Here is a 16,901-nt window from a genome sequence, read left to right as displayed (position 1 = left end):
GCGGAGGCGGAGGGATTCGAACCCCCGGAACCTCGCGGTTCGCTCGCTTTCAAGGCGAGTGCATTCGGCCGCTCTGCCACACCTCCTCGGCACCGCCAGCCTAGCGGGCGCGCCCGCGCGGAAGGCCGCCCGGGCCGGAACGGGCACGCCGCGGGGGTCAGTCGACGGCAGCAGCGGCCCGGGCACCCCCGGCGGAGTCCGTCGCCCGCTCGTGCTCGATCAACCGGCCGAACACGCGCGCCAGCACCTCCTGCTCCTCCTCGGTCAGCAGGTCGATCATGTGCTCGCGCACCCCGGCCACGTGCCACGGCGCAGCGCTGCGCAGCTTGTCCCACCCGGCCTCGGTGAGGATCGCGAACACGCCCCGGCCGTCCTCCGGGGAGTCGCGGCGGACGACCCAGCCGGCGCGCTCCAGCCGCCGCACCTCGTGCGAGATCCGGCTCTTCGAGTGCGCCACGTCGTCGGCGAGGTCGCGCATGCGCATGCGCCAGTCGGACTGCTCGGAGAGCCGGACGAGGATCTCGTACTCCGCGATGGACAGGTCGTGCTCGGCCTGCAGCTCGCGGTTGAGCCGGTGCTCCAGCAGCGCGCTGCCGACGATGTACGAGCGCCACGCCGCCATCTCGCGCTCGTCGAGCCACTCGGCCCGCCGCTCGTTCCCGTACCTCACCCGGCCAGGCTACCGTTACGCGCACATCGCCCGGACGAGCGGAGCTTTTCACGTGCGCGGGACCTCGCGGCGCCCGTGCAACGCGGTGCACCGGCACGGCTGCCGCGGTGCACCGGCCGCGAACGCGCGGCACCCCGCGCACGCGGTGCGCTGCCCCCGCCACCTCGGCGGCATTAGGCTCGACCGCAGCACCCGCATCCCGGAGCGCCCCGGAAAGAAGGAACTGTGACCGCCGCGGTTGAGATCGTCGACCTGGTCAAGCGCTACCCGAAGAGCGGCACCACCGCCGTGGACGGCCTGACCTGCACCGTGCACCACGGCGAGATCTTCGGCCTGCTCGGCCCGAACGGCGCCGGCAAGACGACCACGGTCGGCATCCTCACCACGCGCGTCGTCCCCACAAGCGGCGTGGCCCGGGTGGCCGACGTCGACGTGGCCCGCGATCCGGTGGGCACGCGCCGGCACGTGGCCGTCGTGCCGCAGCGGGTCAACCTCGACCGCTCGCTGAACGTGCGGCAGAACCTGCTCTGGCACGCGACCTACCACGGCGTGGACCGGCGCACCCGGCGCCGCCGCGCCGACGAGCTGCTCGACCGCCTCGGCATCGCCGAGAAGGCCACCTCCCGCGTCGACCACCTCTCCGGCGGGCAGTCCCAGCGGGTGATGATCGCCCGCGCGCTGATGCACTGGCCCGCGGTGCTGTTCCTCGACGAACCCTCCACCGGACTCGACCCGCAGGCCCGGCTGTTCGTCCACGAGCGCATCGCCGAGCTCCGCCAGGCGGGGGTCACGGTCGTGCTCACCACGCACGACATGGACGAGGCCGAGAAGCTCTCCGACCGGGTCGGCATCGTCGACCACGGCAAGCTGCTCACCCTCGACACGCCGCGCGCGCTGATCAAATCGCTGCCCGGCAGCGGAGCCGTGCACGCGAGCCTGCGGGCGGACGGGCACGACGCCGCGGAGATCTGCGCCCGGCTCGGCGAGGTGGACGGCGTGCACCGGTGGGAGCGGATCGACGACGGCGACGGCGCCGAGGACCTGCGGCTGCGCCTGTACGTGGCCGAGGAGCCGGCGACGATGCTCGCCCCCATCGCGCGCACGCTCACCGCGCACGACGTGGACATCCTCGAGCTGTCCCCGGCCAGCGCCACCCTCGAGGACGTGTTCATCGAGCACACCGGAAGGGAGCTGCGTTGACCTCGGTCCGCGCGTTCTTCGCCGTCCTCGGTCGCGACGTCGTGGTCACCGGGCGGGAACTGCCCAGCTTCCTCGCGCAGGTCATGATCCAGCCGGTGTTCATGCTGTTCATCTTCGGCAACGTGCTCGGCCAGCTCGGCTACGTGCAGCCGGAGTACGCGCGCATCCTGCTGCCGGGCATGATCGCGCTGAACTCGTTCCTCGTCGCGCTGCAGACCACGTCGTTCCCGCTGGTCGTCGACTTCTCCTACACGCGCGAGATCGACGACCGGCTGATGGCGCCGCTGCCGACGCCGTGGGTGGCGCTGGAGAAGATCCTCTTCGGCGCCACGCGCGGGTTGTTCGCCGCGGTGCTCATGGTGCCCATCGGATTCCTCATGCTCGGGCCGATGCACTGGGAGTTCGGCGTCGCCACGCTGCCCGCCGCGGTGTGCCTGCTGCTCGGCGCGGTCACCGGTGGAGCGACCGGGCTGACCTTCGGCACCGCCGTGCCGCCGCACCGCATCAACATCATGTTCGCCGTGCTGCTGGCCCCGCTGATGTTCACCGGGTCCACGCAGTTCCCCTGGGCGCAGCTGCACGACCTGCGGTGGTTCCAGGTGGTGTGCGCGGTCAACCCGCTCACCTACGTCAGCGAGGGCCTGCGCGGCGCGCTCGTGCCCGGGATCCCGCACATGCCGCCGTGGATCTGCGTGCTCGCGCTCGTGCTCGCCTGCGCGGTGTTCACCTACGCGGGGATCCGGTTCTTCCTCCGCCGCGCGCTGGACTAGCAGGACGTCGTCGAGCCGTTTCGCGTGCTGATCTCCGCAGCGGAGCAGGCAGCGGAACCTCCGATGTCGCTCCGCGCGGGGAGGAAGCGGCCTCGCCGCTCGCCCGGCGGACCGCTGCCCCCTCCGGCGGCCTCCCCGGCGCACCTCCCGGGAGCAGTCCTAGTGTCGGGGACATGTACGCGATCGAGATCCGCGAACCGGGTTCCCCGGACGTGCTGGAATGGACCGAACACCCGGATCCGCGCCCCGGCGCGGGCGAAGTCCTCATCGAGGTGACCGCCAGCGCGGTCAACCGCGCCGACCTGGTGCAGCGCCAGGGCTCGTACCCGCCGCCGCAGGGCGCCAGCGAGATCCTCGGTCTGGAGTGCTCGGGTACGATCGCCGAGCTCGGCGAGGGCGTGACCGGCTGGTCCGTCGGCGACGAGGTGTGCGCGCTGCTCGCCGGCGGCGGCTACGCCGAGAAGGTCACCGCACCGGCCGAGCAGGTGCTGCCCAAACCCGACGGGGTCGGGCTGACCGGCGCGGCCGGGATCCCCGAGGTCGCCTGCACCGTGTGGTCCAACGTGGTCATGCACGCCGGACTGCGGCGGGGCCAGCTGCTGCTGGTGCACGGCGGTTCCGGCGGGATCGGCAGCATCGCCGTCCAGATCGGCGTCGCCCTCGGCGCGCGCGTGGCCACCACCGCCGGTTCCCCGGAGGGCCTGCGCCACTGCCGCGAGCTCGGCGCGGAACTCGCCGTGAACTACCGCGAGGAGGACTTCGCCGCGGCGGTGAAGGAGCTCGGCGGCGCCGACGTCGTCCTCGACAACATGGGCGCGTCCTACTTGGACAGCAACCTGGCGGCGCTCGCGCCGGACGGGCACCTGGCCGTCATCGGCATGCAGGGCGGCAGCACCGCCGAGCTGAACATGGGCAAGATGCTGCTCAAACGCCTCAGCCTCTCCGTGCTCGGGCTGCGCGGACGCCCGGTGCACGGCCCGCACGGCAAGGCGGCCATCGTCGCCGACGTGCGCGAACGCCTGTGGCCGCTGATCGGTTCCGGGCAGGTGCGCGTGCACGAGCACGCCCGCGTGCCGATGCCCGAGGCCGCGCGCGCCCACGAGATGCTCGAGGCCGGCGGGGTGCGCGGCAAGGTGCTGCTCGAGCGCCCCTGAACGCGAGTACCTCACCCGCCCGAGGGGTGTGTACCTCTCGCGCGAAACGCGCGCACCCCTTCGGGAGGGCAGCAGGTCCGCAGCGCCTGCCCGCGGGCCTGCCCGCAGCTCCCGCCAACGGTCTGCCCGTGGTCCCGCGGGAACGCGCGTCGGGAGCACGGCGGGCCGGCGAGCCGGGCACAATGGTGCGCGGGAAGGAACCGCGCACCGGCGGGACCGCCGGACCGGGAGGAACGATGTCGCAGTTTTTCCTCAGCCAGGACGAGCAGGGTGAGCCCGAGCACCGTTCGTCCGTCTTCGTCGTCGGGGACGACGCGCAGGCCGGCGGCGGGGACGCCGAGGAGCCCGAGCACCAGGGCGAGGACCTGCGCGGCATGGTCGAGCAACCGGCGAAGGTCATGCGGATCGGCACGATGATCAAGCAGCTGCTCGAGGAGGTGCGGGCGGCACCGCTGGACGAGGCCAGCCGCGGTCGTCTCAAGGAGATCCACCGCAGCTCCATCCAGGAGCTCGAGCAGGGCCTGGCTCCGGAGCTGGTCGAGGAGTTGCGGCGGCTGTCGCTGCCGTTCACCCAGGAGGAGACGCCGTCCGAGCCGGAGCTGCGGATCGCCCAGGCCCAGCTCGTCGGCTGGCTGGAGGGGCTGTTCCAGGGGCTGCAGACGGCGCTGTACGCCCAGCAGATGGCCGCGCGGGCCCAGCTGGAGCAGATGCGCCGCGGCCTGCCCGCCGGTCAGGAGCAGCAGCAGGAGTCGGGGCCGCGCACCGGCCAGTACCTGTGACTCCGGCACCCCGGGAAGCACAGGACCTGCGGAACCCGGGCCCGCGGAACCCGGCCCCTGTGCAGCGCCGCACGCCGGGACCGCGTTCCCGGCGGTGGCGGCCCAGCACCGCGGTCGTGCGGATTCGTGCAGCGCGGCCGCGGGACAGCGGACACCGGGCGGCCCCGCGGACACCGGGGACAGCACGGCGGACATCGGGGGCGAGAGCGGGCGCGCCGGGCGGGGATCTCCCCACCGGTGCCGGAAAAGTACGATCACCGGAGGTGAGCGACGCCCCGAGCAGGCGCCGCGCCGACGGTCGGTAGTCTGACGCATTGTGCAGGCGACAAGCACGCAGGAACACGTTCCGGCTCCCCCCGCGAGCTCGCCGCGCTCCTGGCGCAAGGGCATCGGCGACGTCACCAGTGCGCTGCAGCAGCGCGAGCTGTGGGCGCACCTCGGCTGGCAGGACATCAAGCAGCGGTACCGCCGCTCCGTGCTCGGTCCGCTGTGGATCAGCTTCGGCATGGGCGTCACCGCCGCCGGTCTCGGGGTGATGTACTCCACCATCTTCGGTCAGGACCCCTCCGAGTACGTGCCGTACATGGCCATCGGGTTCATGATCTGGTACTTCATCCTCGGCTCGCTGACCTCGGGCTGCGAGGTGTTCATCCAGAACGAGGGGCTGATCAAGCAGCTGCCCGCGCCGGTCACCGTGCACGTGCTCCGCACGGTCTGGCGGGAGTTCCTGCTCTTCCTGCACAACTTCGTCGTCTACTTCGCGATCCTCGCCATCTTCTGGCCGCCGATCGACTGGACGATCATCACCGCGGTGCCCGCGCTGGGGCTGCTGCTGCTGAACGGCGGCTGGGTCGTGCTCCTGTTCGGCGTGGCCAGCACCCGCTTCCGGGACATCCCGCCGGTGGTCAACAGCCTCACCCAGCTGCTGTTCTTCATGTCGCCGATCGTCTGGCCCATCGAGGTGCTCAAGGAGAACGCCGGCCCGCGGGCGTGGCTGGCGCAGCTCAACCCGGTCTACCACTACGTGGAGATCCTCCGGGCCCCGCTGCTGGGACAGCAGCAGGTCTGGCACCACTGGTTCGTGGTGCTGTGCCTGACGGCGGCGGGGTGGCTGCTCGCGCTGCTCGTCCTCCGCAACTACCGCTCGCGCGTGCCGTACTGGGTCTGATCGGGAGGAAACCGTGGTCAGCATCGACGTCTGGAACGCTGCGGTCGACTTCCCGATCTTCGACGCGAAGTCCCGCTCGCTGAAGAAGGCCGTCCTCGGCAAGACCGGGGGCAAGATCGGCACGGACAGCAAGGTGCCGATCATCGAGGCCCTGCACGACATCAACCTGTCCCTGCGGCACGGCGACCGGGTCGCGCTGGTCGGGCACAACGGCGCGGGCAAGTCCACGCTGCTGCGGCTGCTGTCCGGCATCTACGAACCCACCCGGGGCAGCGCCCGCGTCGTCGGCCGCGTGGCCCCCGTGTTCGACCTCGGCGTGGGCATGGACCCGGAGATCTCCGGTTACGAGAACATGCTCATCCGCGGGCTGTTCCTCGGCATGAGCCGCAAGGAGATGCTCAAGCGGGTCGACGAGATCGCCGAGTTCACCGAGCTCGGCGACTACCTGGAGATGCCGCTGCGCACCTACTCCACCGGCATGCGGGTGCGCCTGGCGCTGGGCGTGGTCACCTCGATCGACCCGGAGATCCTCATCCTCGACGAGGGTCTCGGCGCGGTCGACGCGGAGTTCATGGAGAAGGCCCGCAACCGGCTGCACGCCCTGGTCAAGCGCTCCGGGATCCTGGTGTTCGCCTCGCACTCCGACGAGTTCCTCGTCGAGATGTGCGACACGGCCCTGTGGATGGACCAGGGGGGGATCAAGGAGCGCGGCGACCTGCGCCACGTGCTCACCCACTACAAGGGCTACGACCCGTTCCCCTACCTCAGCAAGGAGGCCCAGCAGCGCCTGGGCAGCGCCGAGACCTCAACCAACGGCGCGAACCGCTCCGACCTGGAGTCGGCGGCGCGCACCAGCTCGGCCGGAGCCGCGGCCGAGGGGGCGTGCGCGCAGTCGAGTTCGGAGAACGACGCGAGCGCGTGAGCACCGACCCCGCCCGGAGCGAGCCGACCCAGCCGGAGCCCACCTTGTCCGAGCCCGCCAACCCGGATCCCACCCAGCCGGAGCCCGCCTTGCCCGAGCCAGCGCATCCCGAGCCAGCGCAGCCCGAGCGCACGCTGCCGGACGACGCCGTCGTCGCGGTCGTGGTCACCCGGCACCGGCGCGAGCTGCTCGCGGAGTCGCTGAAGGTGATCGCCGGGCAGACCCGCGCGCCCGACCACCTCGTCGTCGTGGACAACGGGCCGGACCAGCCGGCCGCGGACGTGGTGGCCGAGGCGCCGATCCCGGCGACGTACCTGCCCGCGCACCGCAACCTGGGCGGCGCCGGCGGCTTCGCGCTGGGCATGCTGCACGCGCTGGCGCTCGGCGCCGCGTGGGTGTGGCTGGGCGACGACGACGGCCGCCCCGCCGACGAGCACGCGCTGCGCACGCTGCTGGACGAGGCCGAAGGGCGCGGGCTGGCCGCGGTGTCGCCGGTGGTGGTCAACATCGACACCCCGGACAGGCTCGCGTTCCCGCTGCGGCGCGGTCTGACGTGGAAGCGGCGCCCGGAGGAGCTGCGCGGCCCCGACGGCGCGGACTTCCTGCCGGGCATCGCCTCGTTCTTCAACGGCGCGCTGTTCCGCGCGGGCACGCTCGACGTGATCGGCGTGCCGGACTACCGGTTGTTCTTCCGCGGGGACGAGGTGGAGATGCACCGGCGCGTGGTGCGCTCCGGGCTGCCGTTCGGCACCTCCCTGCGCACCCGCTTCGTGCACCCGGACGGCTCGGCCGAGTTCAAGCCGATGCTCGGCGGCCGGCTGCACGCGCAGGACCCGGCGGACGCGAACAAGCGCTACTACACCTACCGCAACCGGGGCTACCTGCTCTCCCAGCCGGGGATGCGCAAGATCGGCGCCCTGGAGGTGCTGCGCTTCGGCCTGTACTTCGTGGGGCACCGGCGCGATCCGAAGGCGTTCCGCGACTGGCTGCGGCTGGTGCGCCAGGGGCGGCGGGAGCACTTCTTCCGCCGCTGAGGGAGTCCGCGTATTGGCTGTTGAGGGCGGGCGGACGGGGGCACCTCCGGCGAGACCTCGCTGCGGCATCCCCGGCATCGGGTAGCCACGCGCGGACGCTGAGCAGGTCCTGCGCGGCCGGAGCCCCCGCGCAGGACCGCCACCGCGCAGGACCTCCGCCGCGCGGAGCCCCGCGCGGTGCTCCGGCCCCGCTGCACCGCGGCCCCGCGGTCCTTCCGGGGCGCGCGGATCCTCCGAGGGGACGTTGCGGCCCCGCTCCCCGCTGGGCGCTCCCGGTCGCGGTGCTCCCGCCCACGGGGTTGTTCCGACGGCGGGGTTCGCCCCCGCTGGGCGCTCCCGCCCAGGTCTTTCGAGAACACCGGCCGGACCGCGGAACCCTCGCGCAAAACCGACGATCCGCGCACCGCCCGGTCGCATGAGGACAATTCGTGTTTCCGCGAGAATGCCGCGCACTCGGCGCCGATCCGACATTCCGCGGGCGCGCTCCGCGCGGAAGAGCCGCCGAAACCCTGTGTCATTCCGGGGGAAAACAGATCACCGACCGGTCACGGAACGCTGAGACGGAACTGAGAGCGCGCTGAGCTCCCAGCGCACGGCGTTACAGGACGTGGCAGCTCGCACAAGCACCGCACTCGGGGGAAGGGCCCGCGCACCCGGCTACTATTCTCGCTTCCGTGTTCACCGGGCATGATCAGCAGCAGCACTCGGACGGGCAGGAACCGTCCGCCACACCCCGCGGCGGCCCCGGGGCGTCGCCGCGACGGGTCACGCTCCTGGCGACGCTGCTCGGCCTGCTCGGCGCGCTGCTCTCGCTCGCCGTGCCGTTCATGCCGGTCAACCACGAGATCACCACGCTGAAGTGGCCCACGGCCGAGGGCACCAAGGCCGTCTCCGCACCGCTGGTGTCCTACCAACCGGTGTGGCTGAAGTTCGACATGTCGTGCGAAACCGCGCGGAGCCTGGACGCGCGGACCCCCGGCACCGGCACGCTGCTGGCCACGAACCCGCCGAACTCCGATTACGGCAAGCTCACCGGGCTGAACCTGGAGATCAGCAACGGGCAGCTCTCCCTGCTGACCGCCGGTGAACGCGTCGGCAGCGCGGACCTGCCCGCGGGCGACTGCGCGATCTCGATCGACTCGGACGGCAGCAGCACCACGGCCAGCGTCGGCGACGCGCAGCTGGCCCAGCTCAACGGCGACCAGCGTCCGCAGGTGACCGGGGTCTACTCCGACCTGGACGAGAGCCAGGACCCCGTGTCCGGCACCTCGTTCCAGGCCCGCGTGGACGACCGGTACGAGAGCTCCCCCACCGTCCTCAAGATCGCGGTGATGCTGCTCGCCGTGGCCTGCTTCATCGGCTCGATCGTGTGCGTGCGCCGGCTCGACGTGCGCGCGGGCAGGAGACCGCCGCGGCTCGTGCCGCGCGGGTGGTGGCGGCCCACCTTCCGGGACACCTCCGTCATCGGCGTGCTCGCGCTCTGGTGGATCGGCGGCGCGATGACCTCCGACGACGGTTACATCCTGTCGATCGCGCGAGCACGCGAGTCCGCCGGCTACGTGATGAACTACTACCGGTGGCTCGGCTCGCCCGAGGCGCCGTTCGGCTGGTTCTACGAGCTCTACGCCTTCTGGGTGCAGATCTCCACGGCCACGCCGTGGGTGCGCCTGCCCGCCCTGATCATGGGCATCCTCAGCTGGATGCTCATCAGCCGCGAAGTGCTGCCGCGGCTGGGGCAGCAGGTCCGCCGCAGCCACGCCGCCGGCTGGGCCGCAGCGGCCGTGTTCCTCGCGTTCTGGCTGCCCTACAACAACGGGCTGCGCCCGGAACCGGTCGTCGTGCTGTTCTCCCTGCTGGCGCTGTGCGCGGTGGAGCGCTCGGTGGCCACCGCGCGGCTCATGCCGGCCACCCTCGGCCTCGTCGTGGCCGCGCTGTCGGTGGCGGCCAACCCGCACGGGCTCGTGTCCGTGCTGCCCTACATCGCCGCGGCGAAACCGCTGGTGCGCCTGCTGCGCAAGCGCATCAACGCCTACGGCTGGCTGCCCGTGCTCGCGCCGATCGCGGCCTCCGGCTTCGTCATCCTCGCGCTGATCTACGTCGACCAGACCTGGCAGTCGGTGCTGGACGCGACCTCGATCCGCACCGAGATCGGCCCGAGTCAGAGCTGGTTCGAGGAGTTCAACCGGTACGTCCTGCTGTTCAGCTCCTCCTCCGACGGGTCGATGACCCGCCGCTTCCCCGTGCTGCTGGTGATCCTGTGCATCGCCACCTGCCTGGTGATGCTGCTGCGGCGCGGGCGGATCCGCGGGGCGTCGCTGGGGCCGAGCCGGCGCCTGCTGGCGATCACCGCGATGTACTTCGTGGTGCTCATGCTCACCCCCACCAAGCACACCCACCACTTCGGCATCTACGCCGCGGTGGGCGGCGCGCTCGCCGCCCTGACCGCGCTGGCGACCAGCAGCACCGTGCTGCGCTCGAAGCGCAACCGGGCCGTGTTCATCGCCGGGCTGCTGCTGATCCTGGCGTTCTCCACGACCGGCCCGAACGCCTGGTGGTACGTCTCCGGGTGGGGCGTGCCCTGGTTCGACAAACCGCCGCAGCTGTTCGGCAACGGCGTGAGCACGTACCTGCTCGTCGCCGCCGGCATCGCGCTGGTCGTCGCCTTCATCGAGCACCTGCGCATCGACGAGAACAACCCGAAGGTCGTCGACGAGAGCTTCACCAGCTACGAGAAGCGCAGCCGCGCGCTGCGGCTGGGCACGGCTCCGCTGTCGATCCTGTGCGCGCTGCTCGTGCTGTTCGAGGTCGCCAACTTCGCCAAGGTCATCCAGAAGCAGTGGGGCAGCTACTCGATGGGCGCGGACAACGTCCAGCAGGTCGCCGGGGCGAGCTGCGGCCTGTCCGACTACGTCTACGTCGAGACGAACCCGAAGAACAGCATGCTGCCGGTCTCCGACAGCCAGCCGGCGCGGGCGGCGCCGCTGGAGGAGGACTCGAAGCTCGACATGCCCCCCTCGCGGCTCGAGGAGCAGGAGAGCCCGGACGAGTACCTGCAGGCCAAGATCACCGGGTTCGACCGCGGCCGGCTCCCCGACGGCGACGGCACCGACCCGACCGAGCCCGACTGGACCCCGCCGCACAGGTTCGGCACCGACGACGCACCGGTGTGGGGCAGCTACGACAAGCAGGGCCTGAGCACCGGCGAACTGCGCACCCAGTGGTACGACCTGCCCGAGCGCGCCGCGCAGGGCGAGGTGCCCGTGGTCGTCTCGCTCGCCGGCAACGAGGTCGGGGCGAACTCGCTGTACCTGGAGTTCGGCCGGGAGACCGAGGACGGCTTCGAGGTGCTCGACCGCCAGGGCATCGCGCAGAAGGGCGCGCCCAGGTGGCGCGACCACCGCTACACGATCTCCGGGGACGCCGAGAAGGCCACGAAGGTCCGCGTCGTCGGCGTCGACCAGGCGATCGGGCCGAACGGGTGGCTGGCGTTCAGCGCACCGCGGGTGCCGCAGCTGGTCAACATGACCGACTTCGTGCACGACCAGCGCACGTTCGTGGAGTGGCCGGCGGCGCTGGTGAACCCGTGCCTGGACTTCCCGGGCAGCCACAACGGCGTCGCGGAGATCCCGCGGTTCCGCGTGGCCGGGGGAGCCGAGGTGCGGGAGATCGGCCAGGGCTGGTCCTCCCCGGACGCGGGCGGGCAGTTCGGCTGGCTGAACGTGGTCGCGAGCATGCGGGAACTGCCCACGTACCTGCGCAACAACATCCACCGCGACTGGGGCTCGCTCTACGCGGTGGACCCGTACCAACCGGACGCGCTGCCGGCGCAGGCGGCGATGCAGGTGCACTCGGAGACGCACTGGGGCACCTGGCGGCCCGGCCCGCTGCCGAACCCGGTGCACCTGCCGGGCGACGTTCCCAACTCGAACGACCGCAACAACATCCGCGTGTTCAACGAGAACGACAAGGACCAGAACTCCCAGTCGGACGACGACCAGGATTCGAACAGCCCGGCCGGCGGGCAGTAGGGGCGGCGCGCGGCGGCCCTCCCGCCGTGCGGGGACCACCCGCCCGCGCGTCCGCCCGCGGCGAACTCCGCCGACAGCGGACAGCGGTGTCGCTGCCCGGGTCCGGTGTGCTGCGCTCGAGGCATGACCACGAACACGCGCCCGTGCCTCGTCCTGCACCTCACCGGTGGGAGCTCGCCGATCCGCATCGCCCTGGACGGTGACGAAGCCGACCTGCTCGCCGACGCGCTCGAAGACGTCGTCACGTCCGGGCAGACGCGCTCGCTGACCATGGCCGACGGGAACCGGTTCCTCGTGAACTTCGGGCACGTCGCCACGGCGCACATCGAGGCGTCCCGCCCCGACGGGGCCTACGGCGCACCGAGCGGCACGACGGGGTTCTGAGGGACGTTCCAAGCGCGAGCCGCCCACGACCCCTGCAGCGGAACCTCCTGCACGTCCCAGCTGCCCCGCCCAGCTGCCCCGGACAGCGGACATCGAGCAGCCACTGCACACCGTCTCGCCGTCCTCGCGAGAGCCGCGCAGGAGAACCCGCCGATGGAAGCGCTGCTCAGGTGCCCCCCTCGGCGCTGCGCCGGGGAGAGACGGGCGACATCGGACCGCCCCGTCAGCTCCCCGGCGGTAGCTCCGCGGAGACCGCCGGCGGGTCGGTCCGCGCAGGCGGGGGAAGCGGCCGCGCCGTTCGCCTGACGGGGCACCGCGGCCGGGCACGCGGCCGGGCCACCGGTCCGCGCGGGCTCCGGCGCGGGGGCACGAGGGGGCGGGGGCGCGGCGGGCTCACCTGCTCAGTCGCGGAAGACGACCCACTTGAGCATCACGAAGTTGATGAGCGTGCCCAGGCCCTGGCCGATGACCCAGCACAGCCCGAGCAGCACCGCGCTGCCCTCGGCGTTCAGCAGGATCACCGAGGCCTGGTTCGTCCCGATGTTCACGAAGAACGTCGCCACGTAGACGACGACGAACCCGCCGGCCTTCAGCGCGGTGTTGCCGGTGTTCGCCCCCCGGAAGGTGAGCCTGCGGTTGAGCAGGTACGAGGTGCCCGTGCCCAGGACGAAGCTGGTCGAGCGGGCCAGCCAGATGGGCAGGCCCAGCGAGAGCAGGAGGGCGTAGCTGCCGATGTCGATGAGCGCGCAGCCACCGCCGATGACGATGAAGCGGAAGAACTGGCGGAACAGCCCCAGCTTTCGCCGGCCGGCTTCGACTGCTGATTCGGCCACGGCCACGATTCACCTCAGCGCTCGGTACGACGGGAGGCCGGCCTCCGCGCACACGGGCGGTGGCGGTGACCGCCTGCGGGCGGTGAGACCCGCTTCCGGACACGGCGTGTCCCACGGGAGTGTACCGGCGTCTCCGCGGGGTGCATCGCACCGCCGACCTGCGGTGTCGTCTTTCCTCCCCGCCGGGGGTTCTGCCCGGATCCGCGCACGAGCCCCGCGTGGCGGGCACCTCTGCCGTGGCTAGACTCGGCGAGGTGGAACCGGCAACAGATGAGCTACGCACGCTGACCGGCTGGGGACGCACCGCGCCGACCCAGTCCCGCGTGATCAGCACCCCGGACGTCGAGGTCCTCTCCCGCGCGGTGCGCGAAGCCGGGGAGCGCGGCGTCATCGCCCGCGGCCTCGGCCGCAGCTACGGCGACCCCGCGCAGAACGCGGGCGGCACGGTCATCGACATGACCGCGCTGAACCGGATTCACCGCGTCGACGCGGACGAGGCGGTCGTGGTCGTCGACGCCGGGGTGTCACTGGACACCCTGATGCGCCGGCTGCTGCCGTTCGGCCTGTGGATCCCGGTGCTGCCGGGCACCCGCCAGGTCACCGTCGGCGGCGCCGTCGGCGCCGACATCCACGGCAAGAACCACCACTCGCAGGGCTCGTTCGGCAGCCACGTGCTGGCCGTGGACCTGCTCACCGCCGACGGCGAGGTCCGCACGCTCACCCCGGACGGCGAGGGCAGCGAGCTGTTCTGGGCCACGGTCGGCGGCATGGGGCTGACCGGGATCATCCTCAACGCCACGATCCGGCTCAAGCGCGTCGAGACGGCCTACTTCCTGGTGGACAACGTCCAGACGAAGAACCTGGACGAGCTGCTGGAGCTGTTCACCGACGGCTCGGACGACAACTACACCTACTCGGTCGCCTGGTTCGACTCGCTCGCCCGCGGCGAGAAGATGGGCCGGGCGCTGCTCACCCGCGGCAACCCGGCGAAGGTCGAGGACCTGCCGAAGAAGCTCCGCGCCGAGCCGCTCAAGTTCGACGCCCCGCAGCTGGCCTCGCTGCCCGACGTGTTCCCGAACGGGCTGCTGAACCAGTTGACGATCAGCGCGTTCAACGAGGTGTGGTGGCGCAAGGCACCGACCAAGTACGGCATCGTCCAGAACATCACCCAGTTCTTCCACCCGCTGGACCTCGTGGGCGAGTGGAACCGGGTGTACGGGTCGAACGGGTTCCTGCAGTACCAGTTCATGGTCCCGTTCGGGCAGGAGGACGCCTTCCGGCGGTCGATCGACAGGATCTCCGCCTCGGGCCACGTGTCGTTCCTCAACGTGCTCAAGACGTTCGGCGAGGCCAACCCGGCGCCGATGTCCTTCCCGCGCAAGGGCTGGACGCTGACCGTCGACATCCCGATCACGCCGGGCCTGGACCGGCTGTGCCAGCAGCTCGACGAGATGGTGCTGGAGGCGGGCGGCCGGCTGTACCTGGCCAAGGAGTCGCGCACCTCGGCCGAGATGATCGAGCAGATGTACCCGCGCATCGACGAGTGGCGCAAGATCCGCGCCTCCGTCGACCCGGAGGGCGTGTTCCGCTCGGACCAGGCGCGGAGGCTCGGCCTGTGACAGCCGCGCTGTCGACCCGCACGCTGACGGGCTGGGCCCGCACCGCGCCGACGCGGGCGCGCGTGCTGCGCACGACCGATCCGGACGCCGTCGCCGAGGCGGTGCGCACCGCCGACGGCCGCGGGGTGATCGCCCGGGGGCTCGGGCGCAGCTACGGCGACGTCGCGCAGAACGCCGGTGGCGTGGTCGTCGACATGACCGCGCTGAACCGCGTCCACCTCATCGACGCGGACAACGCGCTCGTCGACGTCGACGCCGGGGTCAGCCTGGACCAGCTGATGCGCACCGCGCTACCACACGGCCTGTGGGTGCCGGTGCTGCCGGGCACCCGCCAGGTCACCGTCGGCGGGGCGATCGCCAACGACATCCACGGCAAGAACCACCACAGCGCCGGCAGTTTCGGCGACCACGTGGTGTCGATGGACCTGCTCACCGCCGGGGGTGAGATCCGGGAGCTGACTCCGGACGGCCCCGGGTCCGAACTGTTCTGGGCGACGGTGGCCGGCATCGGCCTGACCGGGATCATCCTGCGCGCCCGGATCCGGATGACCCGGACCGAGACGGCGTACTTCATCGCCGACGCCGACCGGACCGCCGACCTGGACGAGACGATCGCACTGTTCCAGGACGGCTCCGACGAGAAGTACACCTACTCCTCGGCGTGGTTCGACTCGATGTCCACCGGGGCCGAGCTGGGCCGGGGCGCGTTCGGCCGCGGTTCGCTGGCCACTGTGGACCAGTTGCCGAAGAAGCTGCGCGCGAACCCGCTCAAGTTCGACGCCCCGCGGCTGCTGACCCTGCCGGACGTCTTCCCGCCGCGGCTGGCCAACAAGCTGACGTTCGGCGCCATCGGCGAGCTGTACTACCGCAAGACCCCGAAGCGGGGGCGGGGCCTGGTCCAGAACCTCACCGCGTTCTACCACCCGTTGGACATGATCGGCGAGTGGAACCGGGCGTACGGATCGCAGGGCTTCGCGCAGTACCAGTTCTCCCTGCCCTACGGCGAGGAGGAAGGGCTCAAGCGGATCGTCCGCGAGATCGCGAACTCCGGGCACGTCTCGTTCCTCAACGTCATCAAGAAGATGGGCGAGGGCAACCGGGCGCCGCTGTCCTATCCGCACCCGGGCTGGCTGGTGTGCTTGGACTTCCCGATCGTGGACGGGCTTGGCCGGTTCCTGACCGGTCTCGACGAGGACGTGCTGGCAGTCGGTGGCCGGCTGTACACCGCGAAGGACTCGCGCACCACGGCGGAAACGTTCCACGAGATGTACCCGCGGGTCGACGAGTTCCGCAGGATCCGCCGATCCGTTGACCCCGAAGGCATTTTCGCCTCAGACATGAGCCGGAGGCTTGACCTGTGATTGACGCGGTAGGTAACCCCCAGTCCCTGCTCGTGCTCGGCGGCACGTCGGACATCGCGCTGACGACCGCGGAGAAGTACGCGCAGAAGCGCCCGCTGCGGATCGTGCTGGCCGCGCGGGAGGGCGAGCGCCTCGAGGCCGCCGCCGAGCGGCTGCGCGCCACCGGCAGCACCGTGACCACAGTGGACTTCGACGCGCGCAGGGAGGACACGCACGCCGAGGTCGTCGACAAGGCCTTCGCCGACGGCGACATCGACATCACGCTGGTCGCCTTCGGCGTGCAGGGCGACAACGAGCAGGGCTGGACCGATGTGGACGCCGCCCGCGAGGTCGCCGAGGTCAACTACGTGGCGCCGATGACGCTGGGCGTGCGGTTGGCGGAGAAGCTGCGCAAGCAGGGCCACGGCCACCTGGTCGCCATGTCCTCGCCCGCCGCCGAGCGCGCCCGCAGGTCCAACTTCGTCTACGGCTCATCGAAGGCCGGCATGGACGCCTTCTACACGGGGCTGACCTACGCGCTGGCGGACTCGGGCGTGAAGGTCACCGTGGTGCGGCCGAACTTCGTGCACACCAAGCTCACCGAAGGCCTCAAGCCCGCCCCGATGGCGCAGAAGCCCGAGCAGGTCGCCGACGTGATCGTCGACGCGGTGCGCAAGGGCAAGGAGCAGGTGTGGGCCCCGGCGCAGATGCGCTGGGTGATGTCCGCGCTGCGGCACGTGCCGCGCGTGCTGTTCCGCCGCCTGTCGTTCTGAGGAGAACTTCTGCAACGTTGTGCTGAGGTGGGTGCTCGGCAGAACCTCCAGCGCCGCTCGTGCCCCGGGGTGCTCGACATCGGGTAGCCACCTGCACGACGTCGAGCCTTCCCCGCATGAGCCACCCCGGAGAACCTGCGGCGGGCCCGATTGCGATGAGGCCCCTTCGGCGCTGGCGCACCGAAACGAGAAGACGGGGTTCACGCTGGTCAGCGCGCCAACTGCGG

14 protein-coding genes and 1 tRNA gene are annotated in these 16,901 nt (G+C 71.5%); 12 read left to right on the top strand and 3 right to left on the bottom strand.

Annotated features, from left to right (window positions below; translation table 11 throughout):
- Nucleotide 1: 1 nt before the first annotated feature.
- Both ACVGV0_RS00610 and ACVGV0_RS00605 read right to left on the bottom strand, forming a co-directional pair.
- Nucleotides 2–86 (bottom strand) — tRNA-Ser (locus ACVGV0_RS00610).
- 71 nt (nt 87–157) lie between these two features.
- Complete coding sequence (locus ACVGV0_RS00605; protein WP_459157888.1) at nt 158–670, bottom strand: MarR family winged helix-turn-helix transcriptional regulator; 513 nt, start codon at nt 668–670, stop codon at nt 158–160.
- Between the two features lie 225 nt (nt 671–895).
- Between ACVGV0_RS00605 and ACVGV0_RS00600 the strand changes: the two genes are divergently transcribed.
- The 9 genes from ACVGV0_RS00600 (at nt 896) to ACVGV0_RS00560 (ending at nt 12,109) form a co-directional block, all read left to right on the top strand.
- Nucleotides 896–1,870: an ABC transporter ATP-binding protein gene (locus ACVGV0_RS00600; RefSeq protein ID WP_459157887.1), complete on the top strand. Its 975-nt coding sequence runs from the start codon at nt 896–898 to the stop codon at nt 1,868–1,870.
- On the top strand, nt 1,867–2,640 hold the full coding sequence (locus ACVGV0_RS00595; RefSeq protein ID WP_459157886.1) for an ABC transporter permease: 774 nt from the start codon (nt 1,867–1,869) through the stop codon (nt 2,638–2,640). The genes ACVGV0_RS00600 and ACVGV0_RS00595 overlap by 4 nt, the downstream gene beginning before the upstream one ends.
- A gap of 173 nt (nt 2,641–2,813) precedes the next feature.
- Complete coding sequence (locus ACVGV0_RS00590) at nt 2,814–3,794, top strand: NAD(P)H-quinone oxidoreductase (RefSeq protein ID WP_459157885.1); 981 nt, start codon at nt 2,814–2,816, stop codon at nt 3,792–3,794.
- Nucleotides 3,795–4,030: 236 nt separating this feature from the next.
- Entirely contained in the window at nt 4,031–4,573 is a 543-nt protein-coding gene (locus ACVGV0_RS00585; protein WP_459157884.1) for a bacterial proteasome activator family protein, read from the top strand.
- A 316-nt stretch (nt 4,574–4,889) separates the two neighbouring features.
- Nucleotides 4,890–5,741, top strand: a complete 852-nt coding sequence (gene wzm / locus ACVGV0_RS00580) for a galactan export ABC transporter permease subunit Wzm/RfbD (protein ID WP_459157883.1) — start codon at nt 4,890–4,892, stop codon at nt 5,739–5,741.
- A 13-nt stretch (nt 5,742–5,754) separates the two neighbouring features.
- Nucleotides 5,755–6,663, top strand: coding sequence for a galactan export ABC transporter ATP-binding subunit Wzt/RfbE (gene wzt / locus ACVGV0_RS00575; protein WP_459157882.1), 909 nt, complete (start codon nt 5,755–5,757; stop codon nt 6,661–6,663).
- A gap of 89 nt (nt 6,664–6,752) precedes the next feature.
- Nucleotides 6,753–7,697 carry a galactofuranosyltransferase GlfT1 gene (gene glfT1, locus ACVGV0_RS00570; protein ID WP_459157881.1) on the top strand — a complete coding sequence of 315 codons (945 nt, stop codon included), beginning with the start codon at nt 6,753–6,755 and terminating at the stop codon, nt 7,695–7,697.
- A gap of 674 nt (nt 7,698–8,371) precedes the next feature.
- The gene (locus ACVGV0_RS00565; protein ID WP_459157880.1) at nt 8,372–11,725 is read left to right on the top strand and encodes an arabinosyltransferase domain-containing protein; all 3,354 of its coding nucleotides are present in this window, start codon (nt 8,372–8,374) and stop codon (nt 11,723–11,725) included.
- 123 nt (nt 11,726–11,848) lie between these two features.
- Nucleotides 11,849–12,109, top strand: a complete 261-nt coding sequence (locus ACVGV0_RS00560) for a hypothetical protein (RefSeq protein ID WP_459157879.1) — start codon at nt 11,849–11,851, stop codon at nt 12,107–12,109.
- A gap of 401 nt (nt 12,110–12,510) precedes the next feature.
- Here the strand turns inward: ACVGV0_RS00560 and ACVGV0_RS00555 are convergent, their stop codons facing one another.
- Nucleotides 12,511–12,942, bottom strand: a complete 432-nt coding sequence (locus ACVGV0_RS00555; RefSeq protein ID WP_459157878.1) for a GtrA family protein — start codon at nt 12,940–12,942, stop codon at nt 12,511–12,513.
- 254 nt (nt 12,943–13,196) lie between these two features.
- On the opposite strand from ACVGV0_RS00555, the gene ACVGV0_RS00550 reads away from it, so the two are divergent.
- Genes ACVGV0_RS00550 through ACVGV0_RS00540 form a run of 3 tightly spaced genes read left to right on the top strand, consistent with a single transcriptional unit; the run spans nt 13,197 to nt 16,674 of the window.
- Nucleotides 13,197–14,561, top strand: a complete 1,365-nt coding sequence (locus tag ACVGV0_RS00550) for an FAD-binding oxidoreductase (RefSeq protein WP_459157877.1) — start codon at nt 13,197–13,199, stop codon at nt 14,559–14,561.
- An 8-nt stretch (nt 14,562–14,569) separates the two neighbouring features.
- Nucleotides 14,570–15,922, top strand: a complete 1,353-nt coding sequence (locus ACVGV0_RS00545; RefSeq protein WP_459160123.1) for an FAD-binding protein — start codon at nt 14,570–14,572, stop codon at nt 15,920–15,922.
- The gene (locus ACVGV0_RS00540) at nt 15,919–16,674 is read left to right on the top strand and encodes a decaprenylphospho-beta-D-erythro-pentofuranosid-2-ulose 2-reductase (RefSeq protein ID WP_459157876.1); all 756 of its coding nucleotides are present in this window, start codon (nt 15,919–15,921) and stop codon (nt 16,672–16,674) included. The genes ACVGV0_RS00545 and ACVGV0_RS00540 overlap by 4 nt, the downstream gene beginning before the upstream one ends.
- Nucleotides 16,675–16,901 lie beyond the last annotated feature (227 nt).

It is taken from the genome of Salinifilum ghardaiensis (assembly GCF_054491345.1).
The sequence above is the reverse complement of the archived record's forward strand: the minus strand, read 5'-3'. Positions and strand labels throughout refer to the sequence as shown.